Origin of the sequence: Pseudomonas sp. J380 (assembly GCF_009827115.1) — a bacterium.
In the GTDB taxonomy this organism is placed as follows: domain Bacteria; phylum Pseudomonadota; class Gammaproteobacteria; order Pseudomonadales; family Pseudomonadaceae; genus Aquipseudomonas; species Aquipseudomonas paracarnis.
Genome location: NZ_CP043060.1, coordinates 1,094,496 through 1,110,217 on the forward strand (window position 1 = coordinate 1,094,496; position 15,722 = coordinate 1,110,217).

Annotated in this window: 12 protein-coding genes and 2 pseudogenes; 7 read left to right on the forward strand and 7 right to left on the reverse strand. The window is 59.7% G+C overall.

The genetic code is table 11. The features are described 5' to 3' along the window. Nucleotides 1-67: 67 nt before the first annotated feature. On the forward strand, nucleotides 68-508 hold the full coding sequence (locus FXO12_RS05115) for an Lrp/AsnC family transcriptional regulator (protein ID WP_160049580.1): 441 nt from the start codon (nucleotides 68-70) through the stop codon (nucleotides 506-508). Between the two features lie 38 nt (nucleotides 509-546). Here FXO12_RS05115 and FXO12_RS05120 read toward each other — a convergent pair. Then, a pseudogene (locus FXO12_RS05120) lies at nucleotides 547-1,722 on the reverse strand (pyridoxal phosphate-dependent aminotransferase); the annotation flags it as partial. Between the two features lie 192 nt (nucleotides 1,723-1,914). Here FXO12_RS05120 and FXO12_RS05125 point away from each other — a divergent pair. Together FXO12_RS05125 and FXO12_RS05130 are read left to right on the forward strand one after the other, a co-directional pair. Further along, nucleotides 1,915-3,261 (forward strand): sodium:proton antiporter, encoded by a 1,347-nt coding sequence (locus FXO12_RS05125; RefSeq protein ID WP_054899060.1) that lies wholly within the window; start codon nucleotides 1,915-1,917, stop codon nucleotides 3,259-3,261. A 55-nt stretch (nucleotides 3,262-3,316) separates the two neighbouring features. Continuing rightward, nucleotides 3,317-3,664, forward strand: a complete 348-nt coding sequence (locus FXO12_RS05130) for a helix-turn-helix domain-containing protein (protein WP_160049582.1) — start codon at nucleotides 3,317-3,319, stop codon at nucleotides 3,662-3,664. Here the strand turns inward: FXO12_RS05130 and FXO12_RS28915 are convergent. The 3 genes from FXO12_RS28915 to FXO12_RS05140 form a co-directional block, all read right to left on the reverse strand. Further along, entirely contained in the window at nucleotides 3,655-3,789 is a 135-nt protein-coding gene (locus FXO12_RS28915) for a hypothetical protein (protein WP_014718417.1), read from the reverse strand. The two genes, FXO12_RS05130 and FXO12_RS28915, sit on opposite strands and share 10 nt — an antisense overlap. Nucleotides 3,790-3,800: 11 nt before the next feature. Further along, entirely contained in the window at nucleotides 3,801-4,013 is a 213-nt protein-coding gene (locus tag FXO12_RS05135) for a hypothetical protein (protein ID WP_054918911.1), read from the reverse strand. A gap of 85 nt (nucleotides 4,014-4,098) precedes the next feature. Next, on the reverse strand, nucleotides 4,099-4,644 hold the full coding sequence (locus tag FXO12_RS05140; protein ID WP_057975968.1) for a hypothetical protein: 546 nt from the start codon (nucleotides 4,642-4,644) through the stop codon (nucleotides 4,099-4,101). A gap of 428 nt (nucleotides 4,645-5,072) precedes the next feature. On the opposite strand from FXO12_RS05140, the gene FXO12_RS05145 reads away from it, so the two are divergent. The 3 genes and pseudogenes from FXO12_RS05145 to FXO12_RS05155 form a co-directional block, all read left to right on the forward strand. Continuing rightward, entirely contained in the window at nucleotides 5,073-6,482 is a 1,410-nt protein-coding gene (locus FXO12_RS05145; RefSeq protein ID WP_057975960.1) for a circularly permuted type 2 ATP-grasp protein, read from the forward strand. 2 nt (nucleotides 6,483-6,484) lie between these two features. Next, nucleotides 6,485-7,435 carry an alpha-E domain-containing protein gene (locus FXO12_RS05150; protein ID WP_057975962.1) on the forward strand — a complete coding sequence of 317 codons (951 nt, stop codon included), beginning with the start codon at nucleotides 6,485-6,487 and terminating at the stop codon, nucleotides 7,433-7,435. 125 nt (nucleotides 7,436-7,560) lie between these two features. Then, nucleotides 7,561-8,010 (forward strand): annotated as a pseudogene (locus FXO12_RS05155) (glutathione S-transferase); the annotation flags it as partial. Nucleotides 8,011-8,140: 130 nt separating this feature from the next. On the opposite strand, the gene FXO12_RS05160 reads toward FXO12_RS05155, so the two are convergent. The 3 genes from FXO12_RS05160 to FXO12_RS05170 all read right to left on the reverse strand — a co-directional run bounded on the left by FXO12_RS05160 (nucleotide 8,141) and on the right by FXO12_RS05170 (nucleotide 15,249). Further along, a complete protein-coding gene (locus FXO12_RS05160) occupies nucleotides 8,141-11,095 on the reverse strand; it encodes a hypothetical protein (protein ID WP_160049583.1) in 2,955 nt (984 codons plus the stop codon). 255 nt (nucleotides 11,096-11,350) lie between these two features. Further along, nucleotides 11,351-13,606, reverse strand: a complete 2,256-nt coding sequence (locus FXO12_RS05165; protein WP_060773092.1) for an ATP-dependent DNA helicase — start codon at nucleotides 13,604-13,606, stop codon at nucleotides 11,351-11,353. Further along, the gene (locus FXO12_RS05170) at nucleotides 13,603-15,249 is read right to left on the reverse strand and encodes a VRR-NUC domain-containing protein (RefSeq protein ID WP_057977350.1); all 1,647 of its coding nucleotides are present in this window, start codon (nucleotides 15,247-15,249) and stop codon (nucleotides 13,603-13,605) included. The genes FXO12_RS05165 and FXO12_RS05170 overlap by 4 nt, the downstream gene beginning before the upstream one ends. Nucleotides 15,250-15,438: 189 nt before the next feature. On the opposite strand from FXO12_RS05170, the gene FXO12_RS05175 reads away from it, so the two are divergent. Beyond that, nucleotides 15,439-15,663 carry a YgdI/YgdR family lipoprotein gene (locus FXO12_RS05175; RefSeq protein WP_003191162.1) on the forward strand — a complete coding sequence of 75 codons (225 nt, stop codon included), beginning with the start codon at nucleotides 15,439-15,441 and terminating at the stop codon, nucleotides 15,661-15,663. The last annotated feature ends 59 nt before the right edge of the window (nucleotides 15,664-15,722 follow it).

Consider the following 15,722-nt stretch of genomic DNA (forward strand, 5'->3'; position numbering starts at 1 on the left):
TGGCGACGGCTACAGCGACTAAAAAAGGCAAAAGCCCGAAATCACCTTTTCTTATTAGGCACAGACCATGATCGACACCATCGACCAGCAACTGATCGCCGCCTTGATGGACGACTCACGCCTGTCCCTCAAGACTCTGGCAGGCATCACCGGGCTGTCGTCACCCAGCGTCAGCGAACGCCTGCGCCGCCTGGAAGAACGCGGCGTGCTGACCCACTACACCGTCGACATCGACCCCAAACACTTCGGCTACCTGCTGCAAGCCATCGTGCGCATCCGCGCCCTGCCCGGCAAATTGCAGGAAGTGGAGCGCCAGATCCAGGCGATCCCCGAGTTCACAGAGTGCGACAAGGTTACCGGGGACGACTGCTTTATCGCACGCCTGCATGTACGCACCATGGAACACCTCGACACGCTGCTGGACCGGCTGAATACCTATGCCGAAACCAACACCGCTATCGTCAAGAAAACCCCGGTGAAACGGCGTTTGCCGCCGTTGGCTGACTAAATAAGTTGTTCAGGTACTCATGCCCAGTGCACGGCGCGCTCACTGGTCAGCTTTTCCACAAACCCCACAATCCGCCGACAGGCTTGCGCCAGGCGCTCCTCGCCCAGGGTAAAGGACAGTCGAACGAACCCCTGGGCCGACTCGCCGAAGGCTGCTGCGTCCAGCACCGACACGCCCGCTTCGCGAAACAGGCGCCAGGCAAAATCCAGCGACCCCAGCCCCGTACCGCGCACATCCACCAGCACGAACATGCCCGCTTGCGGCGCCAGCACCCGGATGCCTGGGCAGGTGCTCAAGGCGGTCACTACCAGGTCACGTCGGCGTCGGTAGGTCTCCCGCATACCTTCAGTGACTTCATCGTGGGCCAAAACCGCGGCGGTCGCCGCCTCCATCACGAAGCCAGGCAAGCCGTACATCATGCTCAACAGCAGGGTTTCGGCGTGCTGCACCATTTGCACTGGAGCGATGAGCCAGCCGATACGCCAGCCGGTCATGGCGTGGGACTTGGACAAGCTGCCGATCACAATGCAGCGCTGCGCCATGCCCGGTAATGCCGCGAGGCTGTGGTATTGACCGTCGAACACCAGGCTTTCGTAGACCTCATCCACCACCACCCACAGGTCATGGGCGATGGCCAGGTCAGCAATGGCTTGCAACTCCTGCAGGTCAAGCACCACGCCAGTGGGGTTGTTCGGATTGGAAAAGAATATCGCCCGGGTACGCGGGGTGATCGCGGCGGCGAGCAAGGACGGATTCAGGCGAAAGCCGGCCTCAGCACTGCAGGGCACCCGCACCAGAGTGGCGCCGCTGGCCTTGAGCGTGGCTTCGTAGGTGACATACATCGGGTCGAGCACCAGCACTTCGTCGCCGGCCTGCAACAGGCACAGCGAACTGATGAACAGCGCGTTCTGCGCACCGGGCACGATGATCACGTTGTCGGCGGCCAACGGCCGGGCAAGGGTTCGGCTGTAACGGGCGGCGATCGCCTCGCGCAGTGCCGGGCGACCGGCGATCTCGGTGTAGTGAGAATCTCCCGCGTGCAAGGCATTGACGGCGGCGTCGGTGATAAAGGGCGGCGTGGCGAAATCCGGGTCGCCGACGCTGAGGATGATGACGTCTTCGCCCTGGCTGGCGGCGTCGAACGCGGCGTGGTGGATGTCCCAGGCGGCAACGCCCTGCCCTGCAATGCGCTCAACGAAGGGAGAAAACTTCATGCCAGAGCCTCTGGTGAAAGAAGAAAGACGCAGATCCGTAGATGCGCGAGCGACAAGCGGCCAACTTAGTGCATGGCAAACCTTCGTTCAATGGCTAAATAGGGCCTTGTCCCCATTACAGGCAATCACATTGAACCCCCTTCCGGTCGCCGTTCTCAAAGCTGCATAGACCACGGCCCTGGAATACGCACAATGACTTTCATTCTATGGTTGGCCGTATTGGGCGCCGTACTGCTTACCCTGGCCCTCACCTCCTCATACTTGCGCTGGATGCCGGTCACCACCTCGGCGGTGTGCCTGTTGCTGGGTATCGCCATCGGCCCTCTGGGTGTGGACCTGCTGCATCTGGACATCAAGGGCTCGGCGCGCTGGATGGAGCACCTGACCGAAGTGGCAGTGCTGTTTTCGCTGTTTGTCAGCGGCCTGAAATTGCGCCTGCCGCTCAAGCATCGCACCTGGCGCATCGCCTTCGGCCTGGCCGGCCCGGTCATGCTGTTGACCATCCTCGGCACCGGGCTGTTGCTGCATTACCTGCTTGATCTGTCGTGGGGGGTGTCTCTGCTGGTGGGCGCGATCCTGGCGCCGACCGACCCGGTGCTGGCGGGCCTGGTTCAGGTCAACAATGCCCAGGACTACGACGCGCTGCGCTTCGGTCTGTCAGGCGAAGCGGGGCTGAACGATGGCAGCGCCTTCCCGTTTGTGATCTTCGGCCTGCTGTTCATGCAACACGGCGGCTTCGATGGCGACTGGGTCGGCGGTTGGGTGCTGAAAAACCTGGTATGGGCGGTGCCGGTCGGGCTATTGATCGGCTACTGGATGGGCCGAGGTATTGGCCGGGTGACGTTGCGCCTGCGCCTGATCAATGCCGACAGCACCCTCTCGCCCAATGATTACCTGACACTGGCATTGATCGCCCTTGCCTATGTGACCGCCGAAGCCGTGGGCGGCTATGGCTTCCTGTCGGTATTCGCGGCGGGCCTGGGGTTGCGCCAGGCCGAGGTGAAGTCCACCGGCAACGCCCAGACACCCGCCGAGCACCTGGCGCAACCGGTGGTGGGCCACCTTGAAATCGAGCCCGAGCAAGCCTTGCATGGTGACGTCAGCCAGTTGAAGGACACCCAGATCGCGGCAGGCGTGATGATGGGCGACATGCTGGCCTTCGGCAGCCTGGTGGAGCGGGCCATGGAGGTGTTCCTGGTGACAGTCTTGGGCATCGTGCTGGTCAGCCACTGGGAGTGGGCCGCGTTGGCGGTGGCACCGTTGCTGTTTTGTGTGATTCGCCCCGCCAGTGTATTCGCCATGCCTTGGGGCCGCCTGTTGGACCGGCGGCAACGCAGCCTGGTCAGTTGGTTCGGCATTCGTGGGATCGGCAGCATTTACTACCTGTTCTATGCGCTCAACCACGGGCTGGTGGGCACCAGCAGTGCGGTGGCGGTCAACCTGACGTTGTCGGTCATCGCGTTGAGCATCCTGGCCCACGGGTTGAGTACCCAGCCCATGCTGGCGTGGTATGAGCGTCAGGCTGCGCAAAAAAATTGAATCCTGCACCGCGCCGGGGTTTCAAACAGTCAGGACCCACAGTGCGAGTCAACTAATGAAAAACATCGCCCAACGATTGCTTGAGGAACGCCAACGCCTGGGATATTCGCAGCAATACCTGGCGCAGGCAGGCGGCGTGACCACACTCGAGCAACGTCAATATGAACTGGGCGAAGACCTGCCCCATGCCAACTACCTGGCAGCTTTGGCCGAGCATGGGGTGGATGTGGTGTATGTGATCACTGGCAAGCGCAGCACAGTGGTCAATATCAGCCGCGATCAGGCGCAGACGCTGATCGATAACCGCGTGGTGGGCCAGGAGGTGTCGCTGGACGGCGGGGCCGAGGAAGACGTCTACTTCAAGCTCAGCAATCCCTCGGGCCCGCCGCCGGATCAGTCCTGATTTTCAGTGTTGCCAACGTCCGCCGCTTCATCCAGGTCGTTCAGCGGTACCTCGGCATCGTCCATCAGCGAACCCGGGTCTTCGTTGCCCGGGTCGTTGAGTTCATCGTCCAGTTCTTTTGACATGTGCGTCTCCTCTAACCGCCTTGGGTATCGATATCGGCATCGGTTTCAGGCTTGTGCTCACGCTCGGGCCTGAAGTCTGGACTGTAGTCGTTTTCCTTGGCCTTTGGGTCGCTCGCAGGCGTTGGATCCTTGGGCGCATCGGCGGCAGTGCCAGGGGCCGGCTCGCCGCCGTCGATGGCGGGGTCGTTGCGATTGTTAGTCTGTGGATCGTTAGATTGGGTCATGAGGCACCTCTCTGCAGGCCGGTGAAAAATCTGTACCGCATAGAGCTAAGGCGTCACGGCCACGGCTGAAGTTCCGTCCGCGTGGTCAGCGCAGTGGATTGTCCACCTGGATATAAAACGCATAGATGCCCAACACCAGCCAGAACACCATGAACAACCACGGCGCGCGCATAGAAAACAGCAACGACTTGCGATAGCCCTTGTGGCTCGACTCCATCTCGGAAAACAGTGGCGACTCATCGTAGGCCATGCCCATCACCGGCTCGCTGCGCAGCAATTCGCTTTGCTTGTAGTGCCAGTGGTCGATGATTTCATACGCCGCACGGATACCGGGCCAGGCATTCAGCGAGCTGAGAATACCCAGCGAGACCAGGAAGATCGGCACCACCAGCGTGAACAGCTTGCCCCATTCCGGGTTGAGGTTGCCCATGCCGGAGACAAAGGCAATCACCAGGAAGGATTGCGCGGTCAGGTAGGCGTCGGTGCGGTTGGCCAGGATGCTGGTTTCGTACTGGATCTCGCGCCGGTAAAAGTCGAGGCGGTCCTTGGGCGAGCCGAAAATCTTTGCGTTGTGTTCGCTGTGGTCGTTCAGGGCCGCTTCCGGAGTGTGGGGTGAGATGATTCTGGACACGACGGTGCTCCACAAGGTGACGAAACTCCTTAGAAGAATCGGGGCTCGGTGAAGTTCAAGTGGGTTGGCGCACCAATCTGAAACACGCCGCGCCCCATTGTGGTGAGCCCCCTCCTGTGGCGAGCGAGCTTGCTCGCGCTGGAGTGCGCAGCGCTCCCGCTTTTATTGGGGCCGCTGCGCAGCCCGGCGCGAGCAAGCTCGCTCGCCACAGGTTATTGATGCCTAGTTCGCATTCCGGCACAGGCATTGCTTTATCCATTCACCACCCGGAAAACAGGAGCATGCGTTACCCCCCGACCCAGAGCCGCCCCCATAAGAAAGTAAGGACCAGGCCTGTTGGCACCTTCAGCCACGGGCTCATAAAAACATGCGTTTTTTTAAGCGGCAGTGCCATCCAAAGCCACACTGGGCACTGACAAGGTACTGGAATGGCTCGATCTTTCTTTGATGAAATGAATGACGCAAACGGCGTATGCCGTGCGCACTATCAGGACTTCTCTCGCTGGCTGGCCAATACGCCGCCAGAACTGCTGGCCCAGCGTCGCCGTGAAGCGGACTTGCTGTTCCATCGCGCCGGGATCACCTTCACCCTGTATGGCGACGAACAAGACACCGAACGCCTGATTCCCTTCGACATCATTCCCCGCAGCATCCCCGCCAGTGAATGGAGCCTGATCGAGCGTGGCTGCATCCAGCGGGTCAATGCACTGAACATGTTTCTCGCCGACATCTACCACGACCAACGCATCATCAAGGCCGGGATCATTCCGGCAGAACAGGTGCTGGGCAACGAGGGCTATCAGAAGGCGATGGTCGGCCTGGACCTGCACCGCGACATTTACTCGCACATCTCCGGTGTCGACCTAGTGCGCGACGGTGACGGCACTTACTACGTGCTCGAAGACAACCTGCGCACCCCCAGCGGCGTGAGCTACATGCTCGAAGACCGCAAGATGATGATGCGGCTGTTCCCGGAAGTATTCGCCAAGCAGCGCATTGCGCCGGTGGATCATTACCCTAACCTGCTGCTCAAGACCTTGAAGAGTTCCAGCCGCCTGGACAATCCCAACGTGGTCGTCCTGACTCCAGGGCGCTTCAACAGCGCCTTCTTCGAACACGCGTTCCTTGCCCGGGAAATGGGCGTAGAGCTGGTGGAAGGTGCCGATCTGTTTGTGCATGATCTCAAGGTGTTCATGCGCACCACCGACGGCCCCAAGCCCGTGGACGTGATCTACCGGCGCATTGACGACGCCTTCCTCGACCCCCAGGCGTTCAACCCCGAGTCGATGCTCGGCGTGCCGGGGTTGGTGGCGGCTTACTGCGCCGGCAATGTGGTACTGGCCAACGCCATCGGCACCGGGGTGGCTGACGACAAGTCGATCTATCCGTATGTACCGGCGATGATCCGCTTCTACCTGGACGAGGAACCGATCCTGCAAAACGTGCCGACCTTCCAATGCCGCAAGCCCGATGAACTGTCCCATGTGCTGGCCAACCTCGAGCAGTTGGTGGTCAAGGAAACCCAGGGCTCCGGCGGCTACGGCATGCTGGTGGGCCCGGCGTCGACGGCCGCCGAGATCGAAGAATTCCGCCAGCGCATCAAGGCGCGTCCCCATGCCTACATCGCCCAACCGACCCTGAGCCTGTCCACCTGCCCGACCTTCGTCGAAAACGGCATTGCGCCCCGGCATATCGACCTGCGCCCATTCGTACTCTCGGGCAAGGAAACCCGCCTGGTGCCCGGCGGCTTGACCCGCGTGGCGCTGAAGGAAGGCTCGCTGGTCGTGAACTCGTCGCAGGGCGGCGGAACCAAGGACACCTGGGTGGTGGAGGGCTGACTATGTTGAGTAGAACCGCTGCAGATCTGTATTGGATGTCCCGCTACCTGGAGCGCGCCGAGAACCTGGCACGCATGCTGGAAGTCAGTTATTCGCTGTCCTTGATGCCCCAGGCCGGGCGCAGCGATGGTCTGGATGAGTTGGCGATGTCGTTGCTCAGCAGCGGCACTCTGGACAGCTACCTGGAACGCCACCACACCCTGGATGCCGAGCGCATGCTGCACTTCTTCGCCCTCGACGAAGAAAACCCGGCGAGCATCTACAACTGCCTGCGCGCCGCCCGGGGCAATGCCCACGCCGTGCGCGGACGCATCACCGCCGACATGTGGGAAAACCTCAATGCCACCTGGCTGGAAATGCGCAGCATTGCCGCCGGCGGCCTGGCGCGACACGGCATCAGCCACTTCTGCGACTGGGTCAAACAACGCTCGCACCTGTTCCGTGGCGCCACCTCCGGGACGATCATGCGCAATGACGCCTACCGCTTCATCCGCCTCGGCACCTTTGTCGAGCGCGCCGACAACACCCTGCGCCTGCTGGATGCACGCTACGAGATGTTCGGCGAAGAGTCCGAAGAAGTCAGCGACCTGTCGGCCCGCGGCTATTACCAGTGGAGCGCCCTGCTCCGCGCGTTGTCGTCATTCGAGGCGTATACCGAGCTGTATCCCAATGCCTTGAATGCCCGCTCGGTGTCGGAACTGCTGCTGTTGCGCAGTGACGTGCCGCGCTCGCTGCATGCGTGTATCGAGGAGTTGAGCCATATTCTCGCGGATCTGCCGGGTAGTTATGGGCGCACGGCGCAGCGCTTGGCTGCCGAGTTTGAAGCGCGGCTGCGGTATACGGGGATTGATGAGATTCTGGAGGATGGGTTGCATAGGCGGTTGACGGAGTTTATTGAGGGCGTGCGGGAGTTGGCGGGGGCGGTGCAGAGCTCTTATCTGGAAGTCGTTTGATTGATACTGGGTGGCAGTGACCTATCTCTTGGTACCAGCACAGTATTACGCCGGCCCGTATTGATCGTTGAAAGAGCGCCAGATCGGGCAGATTTACTATTTAAATAAATCTGCCCCGTATTTCCAAAGGTACGGTGCCGGTGTTGAGTGTCGAAGGTCGAGTGATCGAGGAGAGCCTGGAGATCATGCAATGGGCTCTGGCGCAGCACGACCCGGATGATTGGCTGCTGCAAGGTGCCCCTGCGGTGCTGGCGTTGATTGCCGAGAATGATCAGGTGTTCAAGCATCACTTGAATCGATACAAGTATGCCGAGCGCTACCCGGAACAGCCGATGGAGCATTATCGGGCCGAGGGTGAGGTGTTCTTGCAAAAGTTGGAAGGCTTGCTGGCGGAGCGTGAGTACTTGCTCGCCGAACACCTGAGCCTGGCGGATGTGGCGCTGGCGCCGTTTGTGCGCCAGTTTGCCCATGTGGATCGGGAGTGGTTTGCGGGTACAGAGTATGACCGGTTACAGGCGTGGCTCCAGCGGTTCCTGGAGTCGCCTCTGTTTATTGCCGTGATGGCAAAGCACTGACGACACTCAGTGTTGGATTAAAGAATAGGTTTCTTTTCATACTTCAGCCTTAGACAAATCCGTCCATACTCTCCCACGCCGAGAGAGTATGGGCCAGACTCACTTCTAAATAAATTTCCTTCGTACCGTCCTATCTGGGCCCAAATCTAATATTGTCTACATGGACAGGATCTTTAACATCTTCTGGATCGAAACCCAGAAAAATATAAATAGCTACGTCACCGGGCTGTGTTATAGGAACAAAATCGAGCGAGACAGTATGCCAACCCTCCCCCGACCAGTAATAGTCTCTAAGAATTAGATAACCGGCCACGTTGAGACCAACACGAGTTCTCATACGAGGACTACTTAACGATATATCAAACGACATTCGATATGTTCTACCAACCTGCACATCACGATATAACTTATATATACCAATCAATGCACTACCATCCAAATAAGTGTAAGGACGCCCAATCGCGTAATAGTTTCCATCTGATAAATTAACGTCAACTGAACCGCGGCTGGCAGCCCAACCATTCTTGTTATAATTATCAAATGTCGTCAGGTCATCAAATTTTCCAGAATCAGAAACAACCGTGTACTCCACTATCGGAAAGCTGATCGCCTCGGCTTCAACCTTGCTAAGACTGACGGCGGCTTTGAATTCCATCCTCAATTTTTTGCCATGGCCCAACCCATCGAGGTAAGTGCGCAACAGGCGATATTCATAGCGGCCTTGGGCAACCCAGTTCGGATTGACATACGAGCTGTTGAAACTGAACAGCGTCAGGTCATGAGCAACATTAGCGGCTGTTCTACCAAAAAACTTCAACGAGACCGGATAAGGGGCGGTGATAAACGGCCAGGTGCCGACATGCGCCATCGCGTTGCCGACGAAGCTATCCAGGTCCAACACCTTTGTCGCGCTATTGGCCTCGTTGAGCCTGATGACCGTCTTGGCCAGCTCCGATTGCGGTATCGGCCTCACGGTCACCGTCAAAATTGCCGACGTGACCGAGACTCCCGCACGGGTTACCACATAGTGGTATTTCACCGTGGTGACGTGGTCACGAATGTTCGCCGCAATCGCCGCCCTGGAAATATCGAACGCCACCTCCTGCAAGGCTTCATTCCCAGGTTTGGCCGGGATATCTGGCGCACCGCCATTGCCGGCACCGTTCATGGTGACTTTGATCGAGTCGCTGTTGCGCATCCCCACATAGCTCACCACCAGTTGGGTACCCTGTTGCACCCTGAGCGGCTCCAGTTCGGCGGTGTCGGGGCCGGTCGTCTGGGCTTCGCGCAAGGTCGGCGACGGCAACTCGCCCACGCCACGGCTGATCAGCACCTCGGTGATCTCAGAATACCGCGGCATCGCCTCATCACTACGTGTCAACGTGTAGAACACCGTCACCGACTCATCCAGGTTGTTCTCCACGTAGTATTTTTCGATGTCGTGGGCGGTGGTGGCGCCATTCACGGCCACCTCCACCGGCACTTCGGTGCGGGCGCCCCGGCCAAGCCAGTACATGCGGATCCAGTCGCCGCGCAGTGTTTCGCCAAACGGTGCAAACACGGTGGCGTAGGCACCTACATCATCCGGATTCAACTGGCCGCTGATCGCCTTGTCGACAATCGGCTTGGGCATCGTACGCTTGATCTGACCCACCACGATCTGCAACCGCAGGGACTCCTGCGGGCGGCCGCCGGGCCGGGTATGGGCGTAAAACACGTCGGTCAGGTGGCCGTCGAAACGCCGCAGTTCGTCGGGGTATACCGTAAACAACAAATCCCCACCGGCCGTGGGCGGAATATCGTCGACCTCGCGGCCGATGCGATGTTCGATGGTGTTATCGGCGCTGCTGACCCGGAAGATGACTTCGATATAACCGTCCTTCGGCCAGCTCCCTTGAAGGGGGAAGCGTACGGTCGCGTCGACATCCGGCTCGATATGGCCACCCTGGTCCTCGTCTATCGTCGGCGCCGGCCACCTGACGACTTGCCCCACGACGTCCAGATAGAGTTTTTCGGAAGGCTGTTGCACCGCGCCATTCTGATACAGGGCATGCACACTCGCGCTGCCTTCGGCAATCGCGCTCACCAGCGCGTTGGGAATCTCAAAGGTATAAAGGCCTGCTCTACTGAGTTCTTCGGTGTGCGTATAAGGGATCGAATTGCCTTCACTGTCCAAACCGGCCCAGATCAGCGTCACGTGGGAATAGGCGCTAGCCTCCTGGGAGAGGACCCAAATGGCCACCTCCACATCCCAACTGCCCAGTTCCGCGAGGTCGATTTTCGTACCGGTGTCTGGAAACTGCAGCCACGGCGCTTCGGGGCGCACCTCATTGAGGTGCACATCAATCAACGACACCGCCGACCAGCGCGCCCGCTCCTCCGGCAGATTGCCGCCCGCGTCCCGCACCTGGTAAGCCACGCGCGTAAGCCGGTTATTGCCCGCGGCGCTGATAGTGGCGTAGTCGACGGTCAAGGTGATGTCACGGCCCACTTCGCCGGGTTGGACCCGGTGCTGAACCACTTGCGAGCCCCAGGCCAGAGTGATCAGGTCATAAGCGCGCATGTTTAGCCAGTAGCGAATGATGATCTTGACACCCGCCAGTGCCTGCTGCTGGTTGACGCCATGCAGCACAACATCCGGTGGGACCTCATACGCCAGCCCCTGGTGGCCGGGCAGACAGTCTCTGTCTTCGCCACCGGGGCGAGTCAGGCTGACCCGTAACTTGATTTCTTCGGTGAATGACTCATTGCCGCTTCTGCGCCTTAGCATGGCACATACCGGGTAGACCAAGAACGGGACGATATGGTGCGCGGGAACAGTCAGCGGGATCAGGTCAAGGTTTTCCTCGCCTTCGCGAATCGGCGTAGAGGCCACGGGAATATTACGGTTGCCCCAGAACAGTGAGGCAACACTGCCCGGAGTGACGCCATCTTTGGGGTTGATCAGGTAGACCACCAACGGCACCTCGGTATGCCGCAGGCCGATACCGCCATGCGCCCCTTCGATATCACCATCAATGGCCGGTTCCATCAGCGGAACAACGATGGGCGGCAAGAGGGGGTCAAGTGTTTTGATCTTGGGCATGGCGAGAATCCTCACGGTCGTGCGCTGTTGGCTTACCACTATCAAACGCCTGAAATCGCGGCGTGCCTACTGTCAGAATTAACAGGTAATGCAGGATGCCCCTGGATCGGTACCTGTTAATTCTGACAGTAGCCAGTGCCCGGTTTCAGGCGTTTGATAGCGCCAACAGCACACTTCGTAATTACGTGATTTCGACCAGTTTCACTCGGGCGGGCGCCGTAGACTTGAATGAGTGATTGCGCAGGGTGTGAACCATCATTTAAGTGTCCACCATTTGGGCAACAACTGCCGCACCCGCTGCTCCCCAAACCGGTCATCAATCAACATCACCACCCCTCGATCCTGTTGGCTGCGAATCACCCTCCCCGCCGCCTGCACGACTTTTTGAATACCCGGGTACAGATACGTGTAGTCGTACCCCGCGCCGAAAATCGCGCCCATGCGCAGTTTCATCTGCTCGTTCACCGGGTTGAGCTGGGGCAAGCCCAGGGTGGCGATAAACGCGCCGATCAAGCGCGCGCCGGGCAAGTCAATGCCTTCGCCGAACGCTCCGCCCAGTACCGCAAAGCCGATGCCCTGGCTGTGTGGGGTGAACTGGTCGAGAAAGGCCTGGCGCTCGGCCTCGGCCATACCTCGGGATTGCAGCCACAGCGCAATCTGTGGGTGTCGCTCAGCCAGTAGCTGCGCGACCTGTTGCAGGTAATCGAAGCTGGAGAAAAACGCCAGATAGTTACCCGGTTGCGCGGCGAACTGCTGGGCGATCAATGCCACGATGGGTTCCAGCGATGCCTGGCGATGCACGAACCGCGTGGAGATCCGCTCAACGATGCTCACCTGCAACTGCTCGGCCTTGAACGGTGATTCAACGTCGACCCAGGCGGTGTCCGCTGGCAGGCCTAGCAAATCGGCGTAATAGTGCCGTGGGCTCAAGGTCGCGGAAAACAACACGCTGCTGCGCGCAGCGGTCAGCCTGGGCCGGATGAACTCGGCCGGTACCACGTTGCGCAGGCACAGGGTCGAGCTGCTGCGCTTGGCGGTGAACGAGCGCTTAGTGATATCGAAAATAAAGTGCTCGTTAAACAGCTCCGCCACTTTGGCCCATTGCAGCGCGTCGAAGTAGAAGGCTTGCAGGTCACCGGTGAGGGCATCGGGGTGATCGTTGAAGTAATCGCCCATGGCGCTGGTGCACAGACTCAGGGCCTGGAGCAGTTTGTCGGGTTTGGCGGCGTAGGCCTGATAAGGCGCCAGTTGATCCTTGTGCAACGCGTTCCACTCACGGTTGAGGCGCTGCAAGGGTTTTTTCAGCGCCTCGGGTGCGCTGTCGCGCACGGTCTTGAGGCTGTATTGATCCAGGCTGGCGCTGTACATCGAGCGGGCTCGCTCGACCAGGTTGTGGGCTTCATCCACCAGCACCGAGACCTGCCATTGGTTGAGCTGGGCGAGGCCGAACAACATCGCGCCAAAGTCGAAGTAATAGTTGTAGTCGGCGACGATCAGGTCGCTCCAGCGCGCCATTTCCTGGCTCAAATAGTACGGGCAAACCTGATGAGCCAGCGCCACGTTGCGCAGGCTGCGTTGATCGAGCAGGCGCACCTGGGACGCGGCCTGGCGGGCGGCAGGCAGGCGGTCGTAAAAGCCCTTGGCCAACGGGCAGGAATCACCGTGGCAGGCTTTGTCCAGGTGTTCGCACGCCTTGTCCCGGGCCACCAGTTCAAGCACACGCAGTGGCAGATCGGGACTGCTGTCGTACAACACCTGCGCAGCATCCAGGGCCAGCTTGCGCCCGGGCGTCTTGGCGGTGAGGAAGAACACCTTGTCCAGTTGCTGCGGCGCCAAGGCCTTGAGCTGCGGGAAGATAGTGCCGATGGTCTTGCCAATGCCGGTGGGCGCCTGGGCCATCAGGCACCGGCCGGTACACACCGCTTTGTAGACCGACTCGGCCAAGGTGCGCTGCCCGGTACGGAAGTCGGCATGGGGAAATGCCAGGCTCTGCGCGCCAGCGTTGCGTGCCGCGCGGTGCTGCATCTCCTGCCGGGCCCAGTCCAGGAACAGCGCGCATTGTTGCTTGAAGAACTGCTCAAGGTCTGGCGCATCGAATCGCTGGTTGAGCACGGTTTCGCCTTCGCCGACGATATCGAAGTACACCAGCGCCAGGTCGATCTCACTGAGCCCGAGCTTCTGGCACATCAGCCAGCCATACACTTTGACCTGGGCCCAGTGCAGTTGCCGATGGTTGGCGGGCTGGGCAGCGAGGTCGCCGCGGTAGGTCTTCACCTCTTCGAGGCGGTTGCTGTCCGGGTCATAGCCGTCCGCCCTGCCCCGTACTTTGAGTTGCTGGTACTCGCCTTCAAGCGCCACTTCATTCTGGTAGTGCGCATTGCGCCGTGACGCTACCGTGCGATGGCCGACGATGCCTTCCTGGGCGCTGGGCGACGGCGTAAAGCGCAGGTCGAGGTCACCGACCTTGGCCGTGAACTCACACAATGCCCGCACGGCCACGCTGTAACTCAAGCGGGTTGCTCCGCCCAGCGCACGTAGCAGACGGTGACCGGCATCTGGTGCTCGCCGCAGAATTGCAGCCAACGCAACTGGTTGTCTTGCAGGCGGTCGCCGGGGCCTTTGACCTCGATCATGCGATAGGTATTTTGTGCGGGCCAGAACTGGATAAGGTCCGGCATCCCGGCACGGTTGGCACGGATATCCTGCAACAGGCGCGTAAACCAATGGCGCAAGTGTTCGGCGGGCAGGCAGGCCAGGGCTTGCTCGAGCAGTTCTTCGTTGAGCAGGTTCCAGAACACAAAAGGCGACTGAATGCCCCATTTCTCTACATAGCGTTGGCGGATGCTGGCCTTGTAGCGACCATCCTCCAGTTGTGCAAAGCACGCGGCAAACAAAGCTTCTCGACGTTGATAAAAGTCCTCGCTGTGCAAATCCGCCGGCCCACGCTGGAACGGGTGGAAGAACGCCCCCGGCAGCGGGGCGAAAATCGCCTCCCAGCACAGCAAGCCAAACAGCGAATTGATTAGGCCATTCTCGACGTAATGCACGGGCGCATCCGGTTCGCTCAGGTGCGCCAGCACACTGGATTCCACCGACAGCAGCGGTTCCTGCACCAGTGCCAGGTCCAGGCGCGCCACCGCTTGGGGCTTGGCCCTGGGCAGCGCCGGCCCGCCAAGTTTGCGCCGCAGGCGCGGCACTACCCTTAGCAGCTGTTGGTGTTCGGCGGCGCTGTGTGGGGCCTGTTGTGCCTCGGTCGCCAGGGCCATGGCTTGGGCGTAATCCTCCTGGCGCTCCAGTACGCGAATCAGCCGCGCCCGGGCACCGGGGTGCGTGCAACCGCGGTAAATCTGTTCGGCCAGCGCCAGCTCGGCGCAGCGTTCGCAATACTGGCCGATCTGGAACAACAGCTTGGCGCGGCGCTTTTCCAGCCAGGGGTTGTCGGTACACAACGTGGCGACCTGAGCCAACACCGTATCCAGCGCGTCACCGGCTTCAAAGGCTTGCTGGCACTGGTGCAGGAACAGGAACCCATGCACGTCGTCCCGGCTGCGCAAACCGCGCGACTCGGCGCAGAACTCGACTTTTTCATAGGTGTAGATGCCCAGGTCTGCCAGCACGAATTCCGACCAGTCCTGGTGCAGATTGCCGAAGAACATCAGGCGCAGGCGATCACACAACTCCATTACCGTCAGGCTGTAGAGCGCGTCGTCCACGTCGGGGCACCACTGGGCAAAGCTGCGCGGCTCGGTAAATTGCGCGGCCAAGGGTTCAAGCCAGTCGGCCTTGTTACCCTTGGGTTGGTCGATCCAAGGCTTGAAGGCACCGAGCAATTCACTCTTTTGCAGCAGCGCGAACAGGGTGGCAAACGGCAGCGGGCTTTGATCCTCCACCCATCCCAGCTCACGCAATGGCCCCGCCGCCGCATGGGGGCAACCGATTTCCTGGTAATGGAGTTTAGTGGCGCGAAAATGCACGCCCTTGCGCATCACCATGCGCACCAACAACGCCTGGGAGGCCTGGGGCAACCTGTCAAATTGCTGAATGAATTGCTGTTCGTGCGCATTGAGCAAATCGGCGTAGCGTTGCCCCAACCAAACCAGCACTTGGCGGAAGTTATGCAGGTAATACAAGGGGTCTTCGAGGGGGTTGGCCATGGTGCAATGCAATCAAATACTGGTTATGCATACAGAGTGCCGGGGCAAAGCCGTTGTTGCAATCAGTAATAGATAAATGGCGCCTGCAACTTTTTGCAAAAAAACAATCTGATGAGTGGGTTGATCGCGTAATATTTATGGCCCTGCAAGCAGACGCTGCGGGACTTTTCAGGGTTAAAGGTAAGGGTTATGAACATGAAGAATTTGGGTCTGCCACTGGTTGCACTCACTTTTCTGGTATTGGCCGGTTGCTCCACGCAAACCGTGGTGACCTTGCAGAACGGCACGCAGTATTTGACCAAGGACACGCCCAACGCCAAGACCGCCGACGGCTTCTACGAGTTCACCGATATTGCCGGCAAGCGTATTCGTATCAAGGCCGATGATGTGGCCACGGTGCGTAAGGAAAAATGATCATCTAGCAAAACCCATCAAATGTGGGAGCTGGCTTGCCTGCGATAGCGATTTGTCAG

Coding starts and splice junctions, on each gene's coding strand:
- FXO12_RS05115 (WP_160049580.1), top strand. CDS start 68: ATGATCGACACCATCGACCAGCAACTGATCGCCGCCTTGATGGACGAC.
- FXO12_RS05125 (WP_054899060.1), top strand. CDS start 1,915: ATGACTTTCATTCTATGGTTGGCCGTATTGGGCGCCGTACTGCTTACC.
- FXO12_RS05130 (WP_160049582.1), top strand. CDS start 3,317: ATGAAAAACATCGCCCAACGATTGCTTGAGGAACGCCAACGCCTGGGA.
- FXO12_RS28915 (WP_014718417.1), bottom strand. CDS start 3,789: ATGTCAAAAGAACTGGACGATGAACTCAACGACCCGGGCAACGAAGAC.
- FXO12_RS05135 (WP_054918911.1), bottom strand. CDS start 4,013: ATGACCCAATCTAACGATCCACAGACTAACAATCGCAACGACCCCGCC.
- FXO12_RS05145 (WP_057975960.1), top strand. CDS start 5,073: ATGGCTCGATCTTTCTTTGATGAAATGAATGACGCAAACGGCGTATGC.
- FXO12_RS05150 (WP_057975962.1), top strand. CDS start 6,485: ATGTTGAGTAGAACCGCTGCAGATCTGTATTGGATGTCCCGCTACCTG.
- FXO12_RS05160 (WP_160049583.1), bottom strand. CDS start 11,095: ATGCCCAAGATCAAAACACTTGACCCCCTCTTGCCGCCCATCGTTGTT.
- FXO12_RS05170 (WP_057977350.1), bottom strand. CDS start 15,249: ATGGCCAACCCCCTCGAAGACCCCTTGTATTACCTGCATAACTTCCGC.
- FXO12_RS05175 (WP_003191162.1), top strand. CDS start 15,439: ATGAACATGAAGAATTTGGGTCTGCCACTGGTTGCACTCACTTTTCTG.